Origin of the sequence: Brevibacterium sp. 'Marine' (genome assembly GCF_012844365.1) — a bacterium.
GTDB lineage: Bacteria > Actinomycetota > Actinomycetes > Actinomycetales > Brevibacteriaceae > Brevibacterium.
The window spans coordinates 3,546,957-3,565,551 of the sequence record NZ_CP051626.1; the positions used below are offsets into that span (position 1 = coordinate 3,546,957).

Here is an 18,595-nt window from a genome sequence, read left to right on the forward strand (position 1 = left end):
CACCATGAACACCACCCCCGAGGCGACTGCCTCGAAACCGGCGAAGCTGACCTCCAAGCAGCTGCCGAAGACCACCCCGTGGATCGTCGCCATCGCTGCGATCATCGTGGCGATCATCATCAGCTACATCGCATTCGGCGGCTTCAACATCCCCATCGTGGCCGTCCTCGCCGGACTCATCAATGCGGTCGCCGTCTTCGCGGTCTCCGCCTCCTACGAAGGTCGCCGCAAGGCCGTCGACCGAATCGCGACCACCATCGTCACCTCGACGTTCGTCCTCGCATGTGTTCCCCTCGTCTCACTGCTGTGGCTGACGGTGTCCAAGGGCGGGTCCGCCATCAGCGGCGACCTGCTCACCCGCACCATGCTCGGCATGAAGGGCGTCCTCGATCAGCAGTACGTCGCCGGTGAGGCGTCTCTGGCCGGCGGCTTCTACCACGCCATCGTCGGCACCGTGCTCATCACACTCGCGGCCTGCATCATCTCGATTCCGATCGGCGTCCTCACCGCCATCTACCTCGTCGAATACTCGAACAAGAACCGTCTGGGCAAGGCGATCACCTTCCTCGTCGACGTGATGACCGGAATCCCCTCGATCGTCGCCGGTCTCTTCGCCTTCGCGCTGTTCTCCACGATCGCGAATGTGCTCATGCCCAGTTCCGCGGGAATCGCGAAGACCGGTTTCACTGCGGCGGTGGCACTGTCGGTGCTGATGATCCCGATCGTCGTGCGCAACACCGAGGAGATCCTCCGCCTGGTGCCGATGGACCTGCGCGAGGCGTCCTACGCTCTGGGCGTGCCGAAGTGGAAGACGATCGTGAAGATCGTTCTGCCCACCTCGGTGTCGGGAATCCTCTCCGGTGTCACCATCGCCATCGCCCGCGTCATCGGTGAGACCGCGCCCATCATGGTCACCGCCGGGTTCGCGAAGACACTCAATTGGAACCTCTTCTCCGGTTGGATGTCGACGCTGCCGACGTTCATCTACGACTCGCAGCTGCGCCCGGTCTCGCCGGGAGCCGCCGCCCTGGCCAGCTCGGAACGCGCTTGGGCAGCAGCCCTCGTGCTCGTCGCCCTGGTCATGGTGCTCAACCTGCTCGCCCGCATCATCGCGAAGGTGCTAGCGCCGAAGGCCGGCCGCTGACCGGCGACTGCACACAGACGTCCAGACTCACCCATTTCCACGGATAGGAAACACAATGTCCAAGCAGATCGACATCAAGGATCTCGACATCTTCTACGGCGACTTCCGCGCCGTCGACGGAGTGGAGATGCAGATCAAGCCGCGCTCCGTCACCGCCTTCATCGGCCCCTCCGGCTGCGGCAAGTCCACGGTGCTGCGCACGCTCAACCGCATGCACGAAGTCATCCCCGGCGCCAGCGTCTCCGGCGAGGTCCTCATGGACGGCAATGACATCTACGGCGCCGGCGTCGATCCCGTCAACGTCCGCCGCGAGGTGGGCATGGTGTTCCAGCGGGCGAACCCGTTCCCGACGATGAGCATCAAGGAGAACGTGCTCGCCGGTGTGCGTCTGAACAACAAGCGCCTGTCGAAGACCGAAGCCGACGATCTCACCGAGCGCGCCCTGCGCGGGGCGAACCTGTGGAACGAGGTCAAGGACCGACTCAACCTGCCCGGTTCGGGTCTCTCCGGCGGTCAGCAGCAGCGTCTGTGCATTGCTCGCGCGATCGCCGTCGAACCCGAGGTCCTGCTCATGGACGAACCGTGTTCGGCCCTCGACCCGATCTCGACCCTGGCGATCGAGGATCTCATCAACGACCTCAAGGACAAGTACACGGTCGTCATCGTCACGCACAACATGCAGCAGGCCGCTCGCGTGTCCGACAAGACCGCGTTCTTCAACATCGCCGGCACCGGCAAGCCCGGAAAGCTCATCGAGTTCAACGAGACCTCGACGATCTTCTCGAACCCTGACAAGGAAGAGACCGAGAACTACATCTCCGGTCGCTTCGGATGATCTGAAGGCGCGGCGAACGCCCCGGCGAACCCTTGAGTGGGTGCGCCGGGGCTGTGTCGTTGGCTGGACTCCCTGTCGACTGAAGGTCCGTGGTCAGGTCTCCTGCCGGCGGCGCCTGACTCGAAGCGTCCTGTCTTTCGCCATGTCATCGAAAGGCGGGGCAGGCTGCTCGGACTGTTCAGATCTCGGGCGGTGCGTCGCCGACGCTGTCGTCGAGGGGAGCACGGAAAGCACGAACGAACTCGGACACCAGGGAATCGTCACCGTCGACCGTCACAGTTTCTGCCGCCACGGCTGCCTCCGCGTCGCCGTCGGCGAGGAGTCCACGCAGGCCAGGCCCACCGATGAAGAGCTGAGCGGCCGGATCGGCGCCTTCGCCCACGCTCACTCCCGACTCGTTCACCTCAGCGTGGGCGACTGCCGGGCCTGCCGACACTTCGACACTGAACGGGCGCACTTCCACCTCGGTTCGAGAGGTGAGAAGCGCGGCCGCCAAGGAACTGTCTGTCGGGATCTCGCCTTCCCGCGGAGCGTCCATGCGGCGTGAGCCCCAGCGGCCGAGCTCGATGAGCACCGGACCGAGATCCGAACCATAGTCGCTCAGGCGATAGACGACGCTGCGCCCATCGATGCTGCGTTCGACGATCTCGGCAGATTCGAGTTCGCGCAATCGCGTGGTCAGGAGGTTCGAGGGGATACCGGGGTTTCCCTGCCGAAGGTCGTTGAAGCGCTTCGGACCGACGAGGAGATCACGGAGGAGGATGAGTGACCACCGCTCCCCCAACACCTCGGCCGCCCGAGCCAGCCCGCAGTACTGTCCGTACGATTTCATGGTTGACAGCATAGCAATAGCAGTTCACTATTGAAACTACGGTTCACTTTTTGAACTCTTGTGGACTATGAGGGCCCCGGCCCGCACGAAACTCAACGGCCCGCACCACACTCAATGAGGAGATCACCATGCCCCGCACCGTCATCGCCGCACTGTTCCAGTCACTCGACGGGATCGCATCCGATCCGTTCAACTTCCAATTCGACTCCTTCGACCAAGAGATGGGCGAGTGGATGACCACGGCCATCGGTGGCGTCGATGACTGCATCCTCGGTCGCGTCACCTATCAGGAGTGGGAGGGCTACTGGCCGAACCACACAGAAGGCGAGGACGCACCGTTCGCCGACTTCATCAACTCGACTCCCAAGCACATCGCCTCGACGACACTGTCGCAGGCCGACCTCCGGTGGGAGAACTCGACTCTCATCCAGGGGGACCTCGTCGACTTCGTCCGCGACCTCAAAGCCGGCGACGGCGGCAAGATCGCCGTCGAGGGATCGATGTCGATCGTTCGGCAGCTCGTCGAAGCGAACCTCGTCGACGAACTGACCGTGGCCATCCACCCGGTCGTCGCCGGCAGCGGAAGGTCCCTCTTCGAGGGAGGAACGACGACACGGTTGGTGCTCAAGGATGTGCAGCGGACCAGCAAGGGCAACCTGCTGGCCACCTACGGTCCGTTCCCCGGCTGACCTCACGGCACCCCGGAACGGCATCGAGTGTGCCTGCCGCGAAGAATTTCTGCTCGGAACACCCATCCGGCGACGGCCCGGCTCCGAATCGACGAGCAAAGAGAACATCTCGTCGAAAGGACTGTCATGACCACGCCAGACTCCGCCTCCCACTCCGAGCCGCTGCTCGCGAAGCCCTCGGCCGGACGCACCCCGGTCCAACTCGTCGCCGGCGTCTTCGGCGCCGTGTTCCTCCTGGTCGGAATCCTGGGCTTCATCCCGGGAATCACCGCGAACTTCGACACCATCATGTTCGCCGGGCATCATTCCGAAGCGGCGCTGCTGGGGATCTTCCAGGTCTCCGTGCTCCACAACGTCGTCCACGTGCTCTTCGGAGTCGTCGGTCTGCTGGCTCTGCGATCGCGCGGACTGGCGAAGAGCTATCTCATCGTCGGCGGCATCATCTATGCGGTGCTGTGGATCTACGGTCTCATCGTGCCGATGGAATCGATGGGCAACTTCGTGCCGCTCAACACCGCCGACAACTGGCTGCACTTCGTCCTTGCGGTGGCGATGGTGACAACCGGCATCGTGTTCGGTCGTCGTTCGCGTCCGTGAACCAGCGCTGAACCGATCTGTCGTCAAGGCGGTCGCTGGGCTCCGAACCCTCTGCAGGGGTCAGAGCCCAGCGGCCGCCTTGACGATCCACCCGAGCACCACGGCCAGCAGCGCGGCGGCCGGGATCGTCAGCAGCCAGACGCCGAACATCGGCAGGAAGTATCTCGCTCTGGCGTGGCCTCTGCGTCCGGCGTATTGGGTGCCGAGGATCGATGAGCCGAGCACGAAGGTCAACGACACCGGAACCCGCATGATCAGCGCTGCGGTGTACATGAGGATCGCGGCCGCGCCGTCGGAGATGGAGGATTTGAGTGGGTCGAGGCCGACCATGCGCACGGACAGCGTCTGGACCACTCGCCATCCGCTCAGTCCGGTGCCCAGAGCCAGTGCCGCGGCGATGAGGAGGCGCACCGGCCAGGAGATCTCGACGATGGACAGACCGTCGTGCGGAGTCGCCTCGACGGCGAGGATCCCGACCATGACCAGGGCCGCAACTTTCTGCGCGTCCTGGACTCCGTGGACGAGCGACAGCGACGCAGTGAGCACCGAATCGACCATGCGTGCGCCCCGGAACAGCGGTTTCGGTGGGGTCGAAGCCAGTGACTTCGACAGGATGAGCGTGAGCACCCATGCCAGGATGAACCCGAGGATGGGTGAGAGCACCAGCGGCCACACGACGTTGTTCATCGCATGCTCGGCGTTGACGGAGAAGCCGAAGACGATCCCCGCACCGAGCAGACCGCCGATGAGACAGTGTGTCGACGACACCGGCAGCGCCAGATAGTAGGTGAACAGACTCCACGTCGTCGCCGCCACGAAGGCGATGATCAGACTGGTGAGGATGAGTTCGGCCGAACCCGAGAAGAGCACGATCTGATTGGCCACGACGATGGCGATTCCCTCACCGAGGAGGGCTCCGATGAAGTTGAAGACGACAGCCAGGCTGAGCGCCCACCCGGGACGCATCGCTCGGCCGACGACCGCATTGCCGACAGTCAGAGCGGCATCGTGGAATCCGTTCGAGCCGGCGAAGATCACCGCGGCGATGACGACTGCCGCCAGGAGCAGCTCCACGGATTACGACTCCTTGATCGCGATGGCTGCTACGACTTTGCCGAGTTCGGTGAACCCGTGGGCGGCCCGAACGAAGGCCTGCCCGAGCTGGGAGACCGCCGCCATGTAGGTCAGTCCCCGTTTGGAGTTCGGCACCGCGTCCGACATCCGCCACTGCAGGCTCTCGACCTGGTAGGTCAGCCGGTTGATCGCGTCGACATAGTCCCACTGGTCGAGCTTGCCGGGCAGTCTGGTGATCATCCGCGAGGTGTGGTCCGTCTGGTTCGACAGCACGGCCAGGGTCTCGGGGACGCCGGACGGCAACGGGTCGAAGGCTCCGGAAGCGAGAACGTATCCGACTCCGTGCAGCCGGTGGCAGATCTCGCGCATATGGTGGCTGAGCAGGTAGAGGTCATTGCGGTCGAACGGGGTGATGTAGTTCTCGCGCAGCGCACGCAGCATCGCGCCCATGTCCTCATCGGCTCTGTCCCCGATCTCGCGGAGACGGTCGGCGACGTCGCGTCGTTCGCTGATTTCGATTCCGGAGAGTTCGGCGAGCACCAGGTTGCACTGCCGCATCTGAGAGACGAGATCGGACAACCGCTCATAGAACACCTTGTCCTGCGGTACCCGCTTGAGCCGCATGCGCTCCTCCTGCCCGGGGCCCGGACAAGCCGGACGAATATGCATGATGCCTCAATGATATGTGCCGGACGCTGAACCGAGAGCGCCTCTCGGCGGAAGGCCGCTCGAAGCGGCTGAATTTGGAGCCCGGGGCTTCAGCGATCCAGCGTCCGGTGGCCCGAAGGCCACCCCCTACGATACTCGTTCGTGCTCATGAGTCCACCGCCGAGGCGGTTCTTCGTCCGTTGACAATCTCACAGTCGATGTCGTGGTCGGGTGGGAATATCCGGTCCCGACGGGGAACGCGCTCATTTCATTGGGCGGGGCCGCCTCGGGGAGGGAATTCCCGGCGGGCCGAGTATCAGTCGAGACCGCCTCGGCGATGGGCGACGGCCGCGTCGGACAGGTCCTGGGACAGCTGGCGCAGGCGGGCTCCGGTGGCGTGGTCGTCGGTGCCCGCCGCGCAGATGCCGACGAAGGCGGCGGCGCGCAGCAGCGCGATGACGACGTCGCCGCGGAAGGCGCCGACGAGGATCTCGTCGATGGCGTGGGCCACTTCGTCGGGGCCGGCGGGCAGTTCGACGCCGGCGAGGATCTCGTCGTAGCCGATGCCCTCGGTGGTGCGGCGTTGGCCGTCGGAGAACATCTCGGAGAGTTCGCCGGGTGCGGACTTGATCCATTGGCGCAGGGCGTAGAGGCGCCACAATGCGCCGGGTGCAGAGACGGCGGGAGCGGCGGACCACATCTCGGCGATGACCTCGAAGCCGATGTCATCGGCGAGTTCGACGAAGCGCCTGGTGGCAGCCTCGTCGCGGTTGCCTTCTGAATCGCCGAGCAGCAATGCTGCGGTCGCGTGCGAGGTCTCCGACCGGGCGACGGGATCGTCGACGGCACCGACGGAGTCGAGGTCGGCCAGGGGAACGGGACGGTGGAATGCGCGCTGTGACATGGTCAGGGCAGTTTAGTCCCTGTCAGGGTGCGCGGACTAGGACGTGGAGCACATTCGGGCTTTCTCCGCACGGTCAGGTTCTGCTCGCGGGACTCACAACGGACGCTATTAAACTTGAGGATGATTCGCGACTGCGACCCGCAGCCGTGAGTGACCGAAACGAGGAGGAACTCTCGTGGCAAAATCATCAGTGGCGAAGAAGGGCCTCGACAAGGCTGCGAAGTTGGCAGTCAACGACGACGGCACCCTCAATCCCCGCGCCCAGTCGATGTTGTCGCGTCTGCTGTCCGTGCAGCGCCCCGTCGCGTTGGCTTATGTGCGCAGTCTGCGCCGCCGGCACCCTGACGCGACCCCCGAAGAGCTCATCACGATCATTCGTCGGCATTACCTGGCCCTGACGACCTCGGGAGGTGCGGCAGTCGGTGCGACCGCGGCCGTTCCGGGATTGGGCACGACGGCTGCACTCGGTGTGGCCGGGGCGGAGACCGCCGGATTCCTCGAGGGCACGGCGCTGTTCGCGCAGGCGATCTCGGAGATCCATGGTCTGCCGGTGGCCGACGCCAAGCGGGCGAACGCCCTGGTCCTCGGCCTCATGTTGGGCAAGGACGGGAAGAACCTCGTCCAGAAGTTCAGCAAGCAGAACGGCGGCGTGGAGTCGATGTTCGGCAGCTGGGGCGCCACCGTGACCAAGCAGCTGCCTGCTCCGCTGGTCGATCTGCTCGTGCGTAAGCTGCGCAAGACCTTCATCCGCAAGTTCGCCGCCCGTGCTGGTGGGTCGTTCGTCGGTCGGCTGCTGCCCTTCGGCGTCGGGGCGGTCATCGGTGCCGTGGTGAATGCGCAGATGGCGCGGAAGGTCTCTGCGGAATCGAAGGAGGCCTTCGGTGCTGCGCCGACGATCTTCCCCATCGAGACCGATCCCGAATATGTCGCGCCGAAGAAGGACCGGAAGCTGCTCGCGGGGCTGCGCAACGTCCGTGCCCTGGCCGGGAAGCTGAAGAAGGACAGAGCCATCGAGTCCGAGGTCATCGAACCCATTGCGCCCGAAGAGCTCGAATCGCCGGACGGTCTGCCTCGCACGTACACCACCGAGGATCGTCGCAGACTGGAGAAGTAGGGCCAGCCCGGGGCCGATCAACCCGTTGCCGGTTCCGACTTTCGGTTGCCGGCCAAGGCCCGTCGAGAGCGGGCTGCGGGTTTGAGTAATTCGGGCGCGAACCTCTACTATTAGTTCGTCTCCATCATGTGTCAGCAGGCCGGTGTCCTGCAGCGGTGATGGGGCGGGGCCTCTAGCTCAGTTGGTAGAGCAGCGGACTTTTAATCCGCGGGTCGTGGGTTCGATCCCCACGGGGCCCACCCAGCCTGACCAGGCACAATACGCCGCAGCCCCGAAGCTCATCGCTTCGGGGCTGCGCTGTTTTCAAGAGATTTCCAACGAGCACAGGATCAGAGACGGGACCCTCGGCGTCGACCGAGCCGGGTTCAATACAGCAGTTGTCGCAGAACTGACACATCATGTGCCCCATCGAGCACCATCTGCGGGCTTGGACCCGCATAGAGTCGAGGTCGTCAGCTACTCACGGACGCCGCCGACACTGTTCGCGGTCGGCTCCGCCACTCGAAAGCAAGGAAGAACCATGAACCGCATCCGACTCCGCCCGACCACACTGCTCACCCGTTCAGCCGCGGTCGCGGTCGCCTCGGTGCTCGCTCTCTCAGCCTGCGGAACGAACGAGCCGGACACCGCCGAAGAGGCAGGCTCCAGCGAGCAGGAACAGACCGAAGAGACCGATTCGGCTCCGCTCGAGCAGGAGACCGAAGAAGCCGAGGAGGCGGCAGCAACCGAGGACGCAACAACGTCCGGTGAGGGCACCGAGGTCAAGGTCGGAACCGAGTTCACCGACGACGAGACAGGCGACGTCATCACCATCGTCTCGGCTGTGCGCAACAACCCCACCGAATACTATGAAGCGAGCGACAACCCCGATGGAGAGATGGTCTACCTCGAGGTGAAGGTCGTTCCCGGCAAGGAATACGGTGGAACGATCAGTGCCTCGGACTTCTACCTCGACGACGGCGGGGACGAGGTCAACTATGCGGCGAGCGCAGACGACGAGGTCGAAGAGGCCGGGTACGAGTACTTCGACTCGGCTCCGCGTCGCGAGGGAGAGCACACCGGATACGTGCCGATCTACATCAGCAAGACTGCCGATTCGCTCAAGGGCGCCTACGTTCGTCCCGAAGCGAAGGTCATCGGCGAGGACAAGAAGGTTCCTGAGTTCCGCTCCGAGTTCGACGTTCCCGCGTCCTGATCCGACGAGCCGATGGCCGAGCCCCGCGGCTCGCAGTCGGGAAGAATTGCTGGTCTAATCGAATCATGAGTGCAAACTACGGCTCCCACGTCCGTGCCAGGATGTACGACCACGCGAATGGAACGCTGCGCAACGGCGTGCTCCTGCAGCCGGCGCCGACGGGCAGGCGCTGGTGGGCGAGGATCCTCGACGCCGTCTTCGTCCTCGTCTTCACCGGGGTCGTCATCGGCATCGCTCTGGCACTCTCGGCAGTAGGTGTGATCTCGCTCGATGCCGCGACGGGTGTCTGCCTCGCCAGCTACCCGCTCATGGCTCTCGTCTTCGGTGCCCTCTACGGCTGCACCGTCTCCCCCGGCCAGGCGCTGTGCGGGGTCGTGTCGCTGCAGGCCGACTTCGGTCGACGCGTCGGCTTCTGGAGAGGCATGGGCCGCTACCTCGCTGTCGCGTTCTTCCCGATCACCGTTCTCGCCGTCCTGTGGACGTTTCTCGACGCACCAACCTTCGATTCCGTCCCGATCAAGGTCTTCCGGCGCGGCTGACAGACTCGGTGGGCACAGCCGAAATCGCGCTGCCTCTCGCCGAATGCTCACAACATAGCGAGAGGCGGCGCCTCACCGTCGCCGCGCGATGATGAGTCCGTCCCACCCCTTCTCGCCGACGGTCTGCAGCGCCGTGGCGTCCAGTTCGGGATTCGACGCGAGATCGTTGACGACCTGTCGGACGCCCTGAACTCGCAGGTCGGTGCTGTCGGCGTCAGCGACAGCACCATTGCGGACGACGTTGTCGATAACGATCACCGCACCGGAACGAGTGAGTTCGAGAGCGGCGGCAAGATAGACGGAGTTGCTCGGTTTGTCCGCGTCGATGAATACGAGGTCGAACGGCTCGGTACCTTCGTCGATCAGCCGCGCGACCGATTCCGCGGCTGGTCCTACGATCGTATCGATTCGGTCAGCGACTGCGGCGGTGCGGAAATTCGTCTCCGCGATGACTGCGTTGTCCGCTTCCAGTTCGAGTGTGACGACCCGGCCGTCCTCACCGACTGATCGGGCGAACCAGATGGTGGAGTAGCCCGCCAATGTACCGAACTCGAGCACTCTCCGTGCACCGACCATCTGGGCGAGCAGGCCGAGGAACGCACCTTGATTGGCTGAGACCTCGGCATTCGGCATCGAGGTTTCAGCGCCGGAGGCCCTGGCGGTGATCAGGGCATCGTCCTCACCGACCAATGTCGAGGTGAAGTACCTGTCGACCGCCTGCCATTCGTCGGCTGCCGGGTAGAGGTTGGCTGGCATGGAGGGTTCGCTTTCGCTCATGCCTTCATTCTTGCCTATCGGTCGGCATTGAACCTGGCGAATACGGGCTCGGTCTGCGGCTCATTCCGAAGTCAGCTTCTGCGTCCCGACGACGCTGAGCAGCTCCAGCCGACTCGCCGTCTCGGTGCCTTCGAGCGGCAAGAACACGAGCAGCGAGATGTCATCGTCCGCGGTGAGCAGCACTTCGCACCGGAATTCGAGCCGACCGAGTTCCCTGCTGGTGAAGACCTTGATGTCGGAACGCCGCACAGCGACTTCGTGCTGTGCCCACAGCTCTGCGAATTCATCGCTGATGGCGATGAGGTCGGCAACGAATTCTCTCACTCGTCGGTCTCCGGACCTGCGGGCGTACGTCGCCCGCAGGTCACTCACATGTGATGCCGAGATCCGTGACCAGTCCTCTTCCGGCATCGGCCGTGACCGGGGGTCCTCGAACCATCTCCAGATGAGGTTCCGTCCTCTTCCGGGCTCCTCCGACAGGTCAGCCAACAGAATTCGCCCCAGCGGATTCTGCCAGACGACCTCGCCGAGGTCGGTGACGATGACGGCCGGCACATCGACGAGCCGGTTGGCCACGGCGATGAGTCCGGGTCGGATGTGCCCGTCCGAACTGTGCGGCGGCACAGGATGCCCCGCGAGATGGAGCAGATGATCCCGCTGATCCCGGTCGCACTGCAGAGCCCGGGCGACAGCGTTGACGACACCGGCGGACGGTGTCGCTCCCCTGCCCTGTTCCAGACGGGCGTAGTAGTCGACGGAGACGCCCGCGAGCATCGCCACTTCCTCACGCCTGAGCCCAGGCGTGCGCCGGCGGACCGTGCTACCCACACCGATCTCCTCGGGTCGCAGCTGCTCACGGCGTCGGCGGAGGAAATCGGCGAGGTCGGAACGATCGGTCATCCGCCCATTGTCCGCCCGCGGACGCTGAGTTTCCAGGCACAGGTTGTCCCTGGTTCGATCGGCCCTTCCCGATGGCGAGCGTTGCGACCAGACTCTCATTCATGACCACACACAGCGAAGCACAGACCATCGACCACCGCCGCCTCGGAGCGTCCGGACCCCTTGTCACGTCACCGGGGCTCGGAGCCATGAGCATGTCCGGCGCCTATGGGCCGACGACCGATGACGAAGGAGTCTCCGCGATCTTCACTTACCTCGATGCCGGGGGAACCCTCATCGACACCGGGGACTTCTACGGAGCCGGACACAACGAGATGCTCATCGGCAGGGCTCTGCGGACTCGCAGCCGCGAGGATGTCGTCCTGTCGGTGAAGTTCGGTGCCGTGCTCTCCCCGGACGGCGCGTTCATCGGATTCGACGGACGCCCCGACGCAGTCCGCAACTCCCTGGCCTATTCCCTGCGCCGTCTCGGGACAGATCATGTCGACGTCTACCGGCCCGCCCGGCTGGACCCGGATGTCCCGATCGAGGAAACTGTGGGCGCGATCGCCGAACTCGTCGAGGCGGGGTACGTCCGATCGATCGGATTGAGCGAGGTCGGGGCGGAGACGATCCGCAGGGCGGCAGCCGTCGCGCCGATCAGCGACCTGCAGATCGAGTACTCCCTGCTCACCCGCTCCATCGAGTCCAATGGGATCCTTGCCGCCTGCCGCGACCTCGGCATCGGCATCACTGCCTACGGGGCGCTGGCGAAGGGGCTGTTCGCCGGCAAGACCGGCGGGAATCGGGCGATGTTCCCCCGCTTCCAAGGGGAGAACCTCGCCCACAACGAAACGATCGTCACGGCATTGGGTGAGGTCGCCTCGGCGAAGGGAATCACACTGCCCCAGCTGGCGATCGCCTGGGTCGCGGCCCAAGGCGAGGACATCGTCCCCGTCGTCGGTTCGCGGACCGTCCAGCAGGTGCGTGCGACTTTGACCAGCACCGAGGTGGTGCTGAGCCCGAATGATCTCGCCGAGATCGACGAGGTGCTCTCCGGCACCGAGGTGCGCGGCGATCGCTACCCGAGTGCACTCATGGCGCAGCTGGACAGCGAACGCTGATCGGCTCAGGTGTCGTCACTCGATCGAGCGACCGCCGAAGATCTGCGGGTCCGATGATTCTGCCGTCGTGTTCAGAAGAACTCGGCTAGCAGTTTCACAAGCCTGCTGATGTAATTGGCGGATGAAGTCGTTCGTCTCTGTGCCGAAAACCCGTCCTGGGGATCGCATCGCGGTCCTCTCGCCTTCGTTCGCAGCGCCTGCTGTCTCCGCCGCAGTTCATGACCAGGCCATGCGCCGTCTTGCCGAAGCCACGGGTCTCATCCCGATCGAGTTTCCGACAACCCGACAACTTGGTGCCACCACCGAAGCGCGCGCGGCGGACATCACTGCCGCATTCGCTGATCCACGGATTCGCGCAGTCATCGCCACGACTGGCGGTGACGGTGAAGTCACCGTCATCCCTCACGTGGACACAGAAGTCATCAGACGCGACCCGAAGCCGTTCCTCGGCTACAGCGACAATACGAATCTGCATCATCTGCTCTGGGGGTTAGGCGTAACCAGCTTCTATGGCGGGTCAACGCAGGTCCACCTCGGCGCTGGTCCTCACATCGATGACATCCATCTGCGTTCGCTTCGTGCCGCGCTGCTTGACGGCGGCGAGATCGAGCTGACCGACCCCGGTGTCTCGGAGGATTTCGGCGTGGAGTGGGAAGATCCGCGGTCGCTGACCGAGTTCGGAGTGCGTGAGCCGACGGACCCGTGGACGTGGGCCGGACCGAAGAAGGCCGTCGAGGGGCGGACGTGGGGAGGCTGTATCGAGGTCATCGATCAGATCGCGATCGCCGGGCGGATGCCGGAGACCGAGGACCTCAGCGACAGGGTTCTCATGTTCGAAACCAGCGAAGAAGTGCCGCCGGCGATAATGGTCAAGCGTTCTCTGCGCAGCCTCGGCGAACGGGGAATCCTGTCCGCTGCCGCTGGCGTCATCATGGCGCGGCCACCTGTCAGCGAGCTGCGGAAACCGGTTCCTCCACCCGATGAACGAGACCGGCTGCGCCGAGCCCAACGTGACACTGTGATCGCCGAGGTGCAGAAGTACAACCCCGAAGCCGTGATCTGTGTCGGTGTGCCGTTCGGCCACACCAGGCCGCAGTGGATCCTTCCGCACGGAGGAGTCATCCGGCTCGACGGTGCCGCGCAGTCGATCACCGCGGACTTCAGCTAAACCGCTGAGCTCACTGCAGTGAGCGACCGCCGAAGATCTGCTGCAGCGGGATCGATTCGTCCTGCCACGGGGTGAGGATCCATGCGACGAGATAGGCGCCGATACCGAGCACGGGCAGCAGGAACGAGGCGAGGACGATGAGTCGCATGATCCAGACGTTGATGCCGGTCACCTCGGCGAGGCCTCCGGCGATACCGCTGAGGATGCGGTCGGGACCGCGACGGAAACCGAGTTTGCGGATGGAGTCGAAGAGTGAGTTCATGTCTTCGACTCTACGGATCCGCCGTCACCGCGGCACTGGTGTTGGCCGTCGAGGCCGATTGAGGAAAACCGGAATCTGCGCCGATCCAGTAACGCCGTTTGGGTGGTCCGTCACCGTTCTCGCGCACGTCCTCGAGGACTCCCCCGCACTGCTCGATCACACTCGCCGAGGCGGTGTTCGTCTCATCGCACGTGACGAGCACGCTCTCGACACCGGCCGAGCGCAGTCGTTCGATCGAAAGTGACAGGATCTGCCGGGCGTATCCTCGGCGACGGAATTCAGGAGCGACCGCATACCCGACGTGACCACCCAGGGTGAACAGAAAATCGTTGAGTTCGTACCGGATGGAGGTGCGACCGACGGGTCGGCCGTCCACCTCGGCGACAAGGAACTCCGCACGCACTCGCCCCGGCGGGAGGTCGATTCCTTTCGCCTCGCGCTCGTGAGTGGCGATGATATCGGCCCACGTTCCCTCTGCCTGGAGGAATTCGAAATCGTCGGCACGCAGCTGCTCATGGAACGTGCGCAGCTCCGCTTCATCGGTGGGCAGCAATGGACGCAAGCTCAGGATTTCGGTCATTGTGTTCCTTCGAAGGTCGGTTCCTCACGCCGGGCGAAGTCCGGGGCGTGTTCGGCAGTGATGCCGACGCCGAGGATGCGCGCCGGTATGCGGGTGAGCGCGGGGAATGTCGTCAGCAGCCATTCCACCGGTGCAGGTGGGCGAATGGGCCGGTGCCCGTGGACAGCGGGTTCGACCATCCGGTGGATTCCTGACTGCAGGAGTTCGACGGCCCGCGTGGTCGGGAGTCGTCTCAGCTGCAGGCGCCGCAGCTCTGCGGTCCGCACCGACCCGGCACGCAGCGGTTCGGCCAGTGTCCGGGCGACGGCGATTCCGTCCTGCACCGCGAGGTTGACCCCGACCCCACCGAGCGGGCTCATCGCGTGTGCGGAATCGCCGATGCACAGCAGACCGTCGGTGAACCACCGTTTGGCCTCATTGCGGCGAACATCGAGAAGCTTCACATCGTCGAATTCGACCTGACCGACATCCGCCGCGAGCTGCGGGTAGGTCTCCGCGACGGCGTCACGCAGCGCTCCGATGCCTTCGGCACGCAGGCGCTCGTCCGCACCCTTCGGAATGAGTCGGGCGATCTGCACGTGTCCGTCGCGCGGGATTGCGACGAACACCTTGCCGTTCCCGCCTCGTGGGGCCACGGAATCGGGCAGGACCGCCTCGGTGTCGATGCGGAACCACCACACATCGATCGTCGACGACAGCTGCCTCACGGACAGACCCGCCTCGGCGCGGGCCTGCGACCACCGGCCGTCGGCGGCGATGACGAGCGGTGCACGGAATTCGACGGTGGCCGGGGTGGAAGCATCGAAAGCGCTGTCGGTTCGTTCCCCGGCGTGGACGTCGGTGTCTTCTGGCGGTGGGGCCGCCTCGGTGACGCTGGGCGCGGTCGACGCGGCCGGGACGGCGACGGTCGAATTCCGGGCACGGAGACCGACCACTCGATCGTCATCCCGGATCAACGAGGTGGCCTCGACCCCCATCCGCAGGTCGAAGTTCGGCTCGTCCTCCCCCGCCTTCGCAAGCAGGTTGAGGAAGTCCCACTGGGGTGCGATCGTCATGAACGGGTGTGGCAGGTCGAGGCGGGTGAAGTCGGCGAGCAGGACGTCCTCGCCGCCTCGCCCGGTCAGGGTCACGCCTTCGACGCGGCGATGGGCGATGCGGGCGAATTCGTGGTAGAGCCCGAGTTCGTCGAGCAGGCGCAGGGTCGACGGGTGGATGGTGTCGCCGCGGAAATCGCGGAAGAAGTCCATGTGCTTCTCGAGCACGACGACTTTCACTCCGCCGCGGGCGAGCAGCAGGCCGGCGACGATGCCGGCGGGGCCTCCGCCGCTGATGATGCAATCGACGTGCTCGCTGTCGTGTCGAGTGGGGTGCGTGCTGTCGGTGTCGGGCATGACGCTCTCCTCGGCTGGTATGCGCTGCGGCGCTTGGAACCGGCGGCGCCGTTGACTCTGCGGACGCTGGGGCTCGACGGACGCTGGGGTCCGGTGAGCTCTGAAGCACGGTGGGGCTGGTGCGCGGTGAGCACTGGAGCGCGGTGAGCGCCAGCGCGCGAAGGGCAGTAGGACTCGGTTCCCAGCCTAGACCTCGAATCGGCCGGCGGAAATGGGGTGCACGCGCTGGGCGGTCGGCCGACCGCCTCGGTGGCGGAGGCGATAACTGCTTCAATGTGCAGGAGTGCAGCCTTAGGGGTGGACGCTCACACTTTGAAGCAGTTGGTGTGGTGGCAGTTGGTGTGGTGGCAGTTGGTGTGGTGGCCCTCGGTCAGCGGGTCAGCGGGTCAGCGGGTCAGTGGGTCAGCGGGACGCCCCGCTGGCCCTCTTCTCCGTGACATCGAAGCGTTCGCGGTAGCGGCCGGTGAGCAGGCACCACTGCGAGTACATCGCGGTCGAGGAGTTGAACACGAGCAGCGTGAGCGGATAGAGCAGCCACTGCAGCCACATCATCACACGGCGCTCGCGCGGGACGTGGATGGGCCGGGGCGGCAGCAGCGCATTGAACACGACGACGGAGACGATGAGACCGATCATGCCGACCTGCTGAATGATGCCCACGGTCATCGGCATGCGCTCCACCACCGAGGTGGCCTGCCCGGTCTGCGTGGCCACGACGAAGGGGATCCAGCCGCCGATGGCGATGATGATCGAGATCGAGGCGAGGCTGACGTGCCCCTCAAGCAGGGAGAAGAACCGGAGCACTCCCGGCCAGAACGGCGCTCGGGCCCCAGGGCCGAAGACACGCACTCCGACGTAGGGAACGTCGGAGGCACCATACGACCAGCGGCTGAGTTGTTTGAACTGGGCGACCATCGTGGCCCTGAACGTCCCGGCCTGCACGGCGTCCTGGAAGATCGGGACATGGACGGGCACGACCCTGTAGTCGCCGTCGAAGTGGAACCAGCTGCGCCAGTACTGGTGACCGTCCTCGACGATAGTCCGCTTCGACCAGAAGCCCATCTCGACCAGAGCAGTCAGCGGCTGCGCGTGGGAGGCGAAGTTGCGCAGGGCGAGCCGCCGGACAGTGGTCGTGAGGTTCCAGAAGCAGTTCGCGCTGGCGACGACTCGCGATGGTGCAGGCACGTCCCAGATGTTCGTGATGTAGAGACTGATCGGCTGGAACGACAGTCGCTCCCGGTCCGGGGCGATCGCGTATTCGTAGGCGACAGCGTCGAAATAGGACTCGTGTGGGATGTTGTCGCAGTCGAGGCTGGTGACGATCACCCGGCGTGGGTCGATGGCCTCGTCACGGACCCATTCGGCCAGGCGATGTCCGGCGTACGTGATGTTCGCACCCTTGCCGGCGATCTCGTCGGGCAATCCGGCCGGATGTTCGACGAGGACGAAGGCCCTGAAGCGGTGGCCGTACTCGGCTTCGAGCCGCCGAGCCGTCTCGGCCATCGCCGGTCCTCCCCGTTCCTCATGGGCGAAGAAGACGAGGAGCTGTTCGGGCTTCGTCGACGTGTGCAGCAGGGTGCGGATGGTGTCGGCGATGACCGGATAGGGCTCGTTGTACGCGGCCACGACGACCGCGTGGAGCAGGGTCGATGGCCGCATGATCGAGCGTGGGTCGGCGTTGACTTTCGCAACGAGGGCGGCGTGGTCGGCGGCCCGGAACCCTCCCCGAGGATGTGCCAGGGAAGGGCGCCCGTCCAGGGCCCGCTCGAGGTCGGTCAGGCGCGCCGCCCAGTCGACGCGGGCGCTGCGGCGAAAGCGGACGAAGCCGCGAGCGACGTCGATCGCCCCGAGCATGGCGCGGACGAACATCAGCCCGACGATGGAGAGCACGTAGACCGCTCCGAGCATCGCGTCGACGAAGGGGAGGATGAATACGAGCCCGACCGCAGTGAAGCTGATCGCCGCCGGCAGGGCCTCGAAGAATCGATACAACCGGGTGCGTGGGCCCATCGGCAGTTCGAGGTCGGCGGGCGGTGGTGCCACCGACCCGAACGAGACGTCTCCTGTACCCGAGTTCCGAGCCCCGGGCGATGACGGTCGGAACGGGCGATGAAGTGGGTGGGCTGAGGGTGGTGATTCGACGGCGGTGACTGGTTCGCGGTTCGCTCTCACTCTCTCGATCCTGGGCGTCCCGGCTGGACAGCTGTTTGTGTGCAGATGCAGGTCAGGTGAATATTTCGTGCCGGCGACCGGGGCTCCAACATGTGCTGTGAATGGTCGCAGGCCAGGTGAACGCTCGGCACCCGAGGTAGAGTCGGTTCATGACATCTGCTGTCCGCCCCGCAGCCATCGCCGACGTCGCCGGAATGGCGCGAGTCCACGTCGACAGCTGGGAGGAGACCTACCGCGGACTCATGCCCGACGAACTCCTCGATTCTCCCGACCTCATCGATCGACGCCGACAGATGTGGACGCAGATTCTCGCCGAGGCGGCCCCGCAGAAATACGTCAGCGCCGTTGCCGAATCCGACGGTGACATCGTCGGCATCGCCATGTCCGGACCTCCGGAAACCGACGGAAGCGTCGAAGACCGGCACCTCTACGTTCTCTACGCCTATCGGTCCATGCAAGGCACGGGCGTCGGCCAGGACCTCCTCGATGCGGTCGTCGATCCGTCCGTGACGACTGCGCTGTGGGTTGCCGATCCGAATCCGCGCGCTCAGGCGTTCTATGCGAAGAACGGCTTCGTCGCCGACGGCACGGTCAAGACCGACGACTACGACGGGGTGCGCGAGGTGCGGATGGTGCGAGAGGCCCGGGCTGAGGATCGCGCCACCTGACGG

At 65.0% G+C, this 18,595-nt stretch carries 20 protein-coding genes and 1 tRNA gene; 11 read left to right on the forward strand and 10 right to left on the reverse strand.

The window, feature by feature from the left end:
• The first annotated feature begins 4 nt into the window (after nt 1-4).
• The gene (gene pstA / locus HF684_RS15960) at nt 5-1,144 is read left to right on the forward strand and encodes a phosphate ABC transporter permease PstA (RefSeq protein ID WP_169253272.1); all 1,140 of its coding nucleotides are present in this window, start codon (nt 5-7) and stop codon (nt 1,142-1,144) included.
• A gap of 55 nt (nt 1,145-1,199) precedes the next feature.
• Nucleotides 1,200-1,979, forward strand: coding sequence for a phosphate ABC transporter ATP-binding protein PstB (gene pstB, locus HF684_RS15965; protein ID WP_169253273.1), 780 nt, complete (start codon nt 1,200-1,202; stop codon nt 1,977-1,979).
• Between the two features lie 178 nt (nt 1,980-2,157).
• On the opposite strand, the gene HF684_RS15970 is transcribed toward pstB, so the two are convergent.
• Nucleotides 2,158-2,811, reverse strand: coding sequence for a helix-turn-helix domain-containing protein (locus tag HF684_RS15970; protein ID WP_169253274.1), 654 nt, complete (start codon nt 2,809-2,811; stop codon nt 2,158-2,160).
• A gap of 128 nt (nt 2,812-2,939) precedes the next feature.
• Here HF684_RS15970 and HF684_RS15975 point away from each other — a divergent pair, with 128 nt between their 5' ends.
• Nucleotides 2,940-3,500: a dihydrofolate reductase family protein gene (locus HF684_RS15975; protein WP_169253275.1), complete on the forward strand. Its 561-nt coding sequence runs from the start codon at nt 2,940-2,942 to the stop codon at nt 3,498-3,500.
• Nucleotides 3,501-3,626: 126 nt separating this feature from the next.
• Entirely contained in the window at nt 3,627-4,097 is a 471-nt protein-coding gene (locus HF684_RS15980; protein ID WP_169253276.1) for a DUF4383 domain-containing protein, read from the forward strand.
• A 60-nt stretch (nt 4,098-4,157) separates the two neighbouring features.
• Here the strand turns inward: HF684_RS15980 and HF684_RS15985 are convergent, their stop codons facing one another.
• The 3 genes from HF684_RS15985 to HF684_RS15995 all read right to left on the reverse strand — a co-directional run bounded on the left by HF684_RS15985 (nt 4,158) and on the right by HF684_RS15995 (nt 6,723).
• A complete protein-coding gene (locus HF684_RS15985) occupies nt 4,158-5,171 on the reverse strand; it encodes an inorganic phosphate transporter (RefSeq protein WP_169253277.1) in 1,014 nt (337 codons plus the stop codon).
• A gap of 3 nt (nt 5,172-5,174) precedes the next feature.
• A complete protein-coding gene (locus HF684_RS15990) occupies nt 5,175-5,795 on the reverse strand; it encodes a DUF47 domain-containing protein (protein WP_101554682.1) in 621 nt (206 codons plus the stop codon).
• 340 nt (nt 5,796-6,135) lie between these two features.
• Nucleotides 6,136-6,723, reverse strand: a complete 588-nt coding sequence (locus HF684_RS15995; protein ID WP_248278987.1) for a hypothetical protein — start codon at nt 6,721-6,723, stop codon at nt 6,136-6,138.
• 175 nt (nt 6,724-6,898) lie between these two features.
• Between HF684_RS15995 and HF684_RS16000 the strand changes: the two genes are divergently transcribed.
• From HF684_RS16000 to HF684_RS16015, 4 genes are all read left to right on the forward strand, one after another.
• Entirely contained in the window at nt 6,899-7,837 is a 939-nt protein-coding gene (locus tag HF684_RS16000; protein WP_248278988.1) for a hypothetical protein, read from the forward strand.
• Nucleotides 7,838-8,003: 166 nt separating this feature from the next.
• Nucleotides 8,004-8,076, forward strand: a tRNA-Lys gene (locus tag HF684_RS16005).
• Nucleotides 8,077-8,357: 281 nt separating this feature from the next.
• The gene (locus HF684_RS16010; protein ID WP_169253278.1) at nt 8,358-9,032 is read left to right on the forward strand and encodes a hypothetical protein; all 675 of its coding nucleotides are present in this window, start codon (nt 8,358-8,360) and stop codon (nt 9,030-9,032) included.
• Nucleotides 9,033-9,097: 65 nt separating this feature from the next.
• Complete coding sequence (locus HF684_RS16015) at nt 9,098-9,571, forward strand: RDD family protein (RefSeq protein ID WP_169253279.1); 474 nt, start codon at nt 9,098-9,100, stop codon at nt 9,569-9,571.
• Between the two features lie 72 nt (nt 9,572-9,643).
• Here HF684_RS16015 and HF684_RS16020 read toward each other — a convergent pair whose 3' ends face one another.
• Both HF684_RS16020 and HF684_RS16025 read right to left on the reverse strand, forming a co-directional pair.
• Nucleotides 9,644-10,348, reverse strand: coding sequence for an O-methyltransferase (locus HF684_RS16020; protein ID WP_248278989.1), 705 nt, complete (start codon nt 10,346-10,348; stop codon nt 9,644-9,646).
• A gap of 60 nt (nt 10,349-10,408) precedes the next feature.
• Nucleotides 10,409-11,248 carry a helix-turn-helix transcriptional regulator gene (locus HF684_RS16025; RefSeq protein WP_169253280.1) on the reverse strand — a complete coding sequence of 280 codons (840 nt, stop codon included), beginning with the start codon at nt 11,246-11,248 and terminating at the stop codon, nt 10,409-10,411.
• A gap of 101 nt (nt 11,249-11,349) precedes the next feature.
• On the opposite strand from HF684_RS16025, the gene HF684_RS16030 reads away from it, so the two are divergent.
• Nucleotides 11,350-12,351: an aldo/keto reductase gene (locus tag HF684_RS16030; protein ID WP_211168014.1), complete on the forward strand. Its 1,002-nt coding sequence runs from the start codon at nt 11,350-11,352 to the stop codon at nt 12,349-12,351.
• Nucleotides 12,352-12,472: 121 nt separating this feature from the next.
• A complete protein-coding gene (locus HF684_RS16035; RefSeq protein WP_169253281.1) occupies nt 12,473-13,519 on the forward strand; it encodes a S66 peptidase family protein in 1,047 nt (348 codons plus the stop codon).
• Nucleotides 13,520-13,529: 10 nt separating this feature from the next.
• Here the strand turns inward: HF684_RS16035 and HF684_RS16040 are convergent, their stop codons facing one another.
• The 4 genes from HF684_RS16040 to HF684_RS16055 form a co-directional block, all read right to left on the reverse strand.
• On the reverse strand, nt 13,530-13,781 hold the full coding sequence (locus HF684_RS16040; RefSeq protein WP_169253282.1) for a PspC domain-containing protein: 252 nt from the start codon (nt 13,779-13,781) through the stop codon (nt 13,530-13,532).
• A 10-nt stretch (nt 13,782-13,791) separates the two neighbouring features.
• Nucleotides 13,792-14,361: a GNAT family N-acetyltransferase gene (locus tag HF684_RS16045; protein WP_169253283.1), complete on the reverse strand. Its 570-nt coding sequence runs from the start codon at nt 14,359-14,361 to the stop codon at nt 13,792-13,794.
• On the reverse strand, nt 14,358-15,752 hold the full coding sequence (locus tag HF684_RS16050) for an FAD-dependent oxidoreductase (protein ID WP_169253284.1): 1,395 nt from the start codon (nt 15,750-15,752) through the stop codon (nt 14,358-14,360). Before HF684_RS16050 ends, HF684_RS16045 begins: the two co-directional genes overlap by 4 nt.
• Before the next feature lie 402 nt (nt 15,753-16,154).
• Nucleotides 16,155-17,795, reverse strand: a complete 1,641-nt coding sequence (locus HF684_RS16055; protein WP_211168015.1) for a hypothetical protein — start codon at nt 17,793-17,795, stop codon at nt 16,155-16,157.
• Between the two features lie 278 nt (nt 17,796-18,073).
• On the opposite strand from HF684_RS16055, the gene HF684_RS16060 reads away from it, so the two are divergent.
• Entirely contained in the window at nt 18,074-18,592 is a 519-nt protein-coding gene (locus HF684_RS16060; protein ID WP_211168016.1) for a GNAT family N-acetyltransferase, read from the forward strand.
• Nucleotides 18,593-18,595: the final 3 nt, after the last annotated feature.

Bases quoted from the DNA above. Each gene is read 5' to 3' on its own strand.
- pstA (WP_169253272.1), top strand. From the start codon at position 5: ATGAACACCACCCCCGAGGCGACTGCCTCGAAACCGGCGAAGCTGACC.
- pstB (WP_169253273.1), top strand. From the start codon at position 1,200: ATGTCCAAGCAGATCGACATCAAGGATCTCGACATCTTCTACGGCGAC.
- HF684_RS15970 (WP_169253274.1), bottom strand. From the start codon at position 2,811: ATGAAATCGTACGGACAGTACTGCGGGCTGGCTCGGGCGGCCGAGGTG.
- HF684_RS15975 (WP_169253275.1), top strand. From the start codon at position 2,940: ATGCCCCGCACCGTCATCGCCGCACTGTTCCAGTCACTCGACGGGATC.
- HF684_RS15980 (WP_169253276.1), top strand. From the start codon at position 3,627: ATGACCACGCCAGACTCCGCCTCCCACTCCGAGCCGCTGCTCGCGAAG.
- HF684_RS15990 (WP_101554682.1), bottom strand. From the start codon at position 5,795: ATGCGGCTCAAGCGGGTACCGCAGGACAAGGTGTTCTATGAGCGGTTG.
- HF684_RS15995 (WP_248278987.1), bottom strand. From the start codon at position 6,723: ATGTCACAGCGCGCATTCCACCGTCCCGTTCCCCTGGCCGACCTCGAC.
- HF684_RS16010 (WP_169253278.1), top strand. From the start codon at position 8,358: ATGAACCGCATCCGACTCCGCCCGACCACACTGCTCACCCGTTCAGCC.
- HF684_RS16015 (WP_169253279.1), top strand. From the start codon at position 9,098: ATGAGTGCAAACTACGGCTCCCACGTCCGTGCCAGGATGTACGACCAC.
- HF684_RS16020 (WP_248278989.1), bottom strand. From the start codon at position 10,348: ATGAGCGAAAGCGAACCCTCCATGCCAGCCAACCTCTACCCGGCAGCC.
- HF684_RS16025 (WP_169253280.1), bottom strand. From the start codon at position 11,248: ATGACCGATCGTTCCGACCTCGCCGATTTCCTCCGCCGACGCCGTGAG.
- HF684_RS16030 (WP_211168014.1), top strand. From the start codon at position 11,350: ATGACCACACACAGCGAAGCACAGACCATCGACCACCGCCGCCTCGGA.
- HF684_RS16035 (WP_169253281.1), top strand. From the start codon at position 12,473: ATGAAGTCGTTCGTCTCTGTGCCGAAAACCCGTCCTGGGGATCGCATC.
- HF684_RS16040 (WP_169253282.1), bottom strand. From the start codon at position 13,781: ATGAACTCACTCTTCGACTCCATCCGCAAACTCGGTTTCCGTCGCGGT.
- HF684_RS16045 (WP_169253283.1), bottom strand. From the start codon at position 14,361: ATGACCGAAATCCTGAGCTTGCGTCCATTGCTGCCCACCGATGAAGCG.
- HF684_RS16050 (WP_169253284.1), bottom strand. From the start codon at position 15,752: ATGCCCGACACCGACAGCACGCACCCCACTCGACACGACAGCGAGCAC.
- HF684_RS16060 (WP_211168016.1), top strand. From the start codon at position 18,074: ATGACATCTGCTGTCCGCCCCGCAGCCATCGCCGACGTCGCCGGAATG.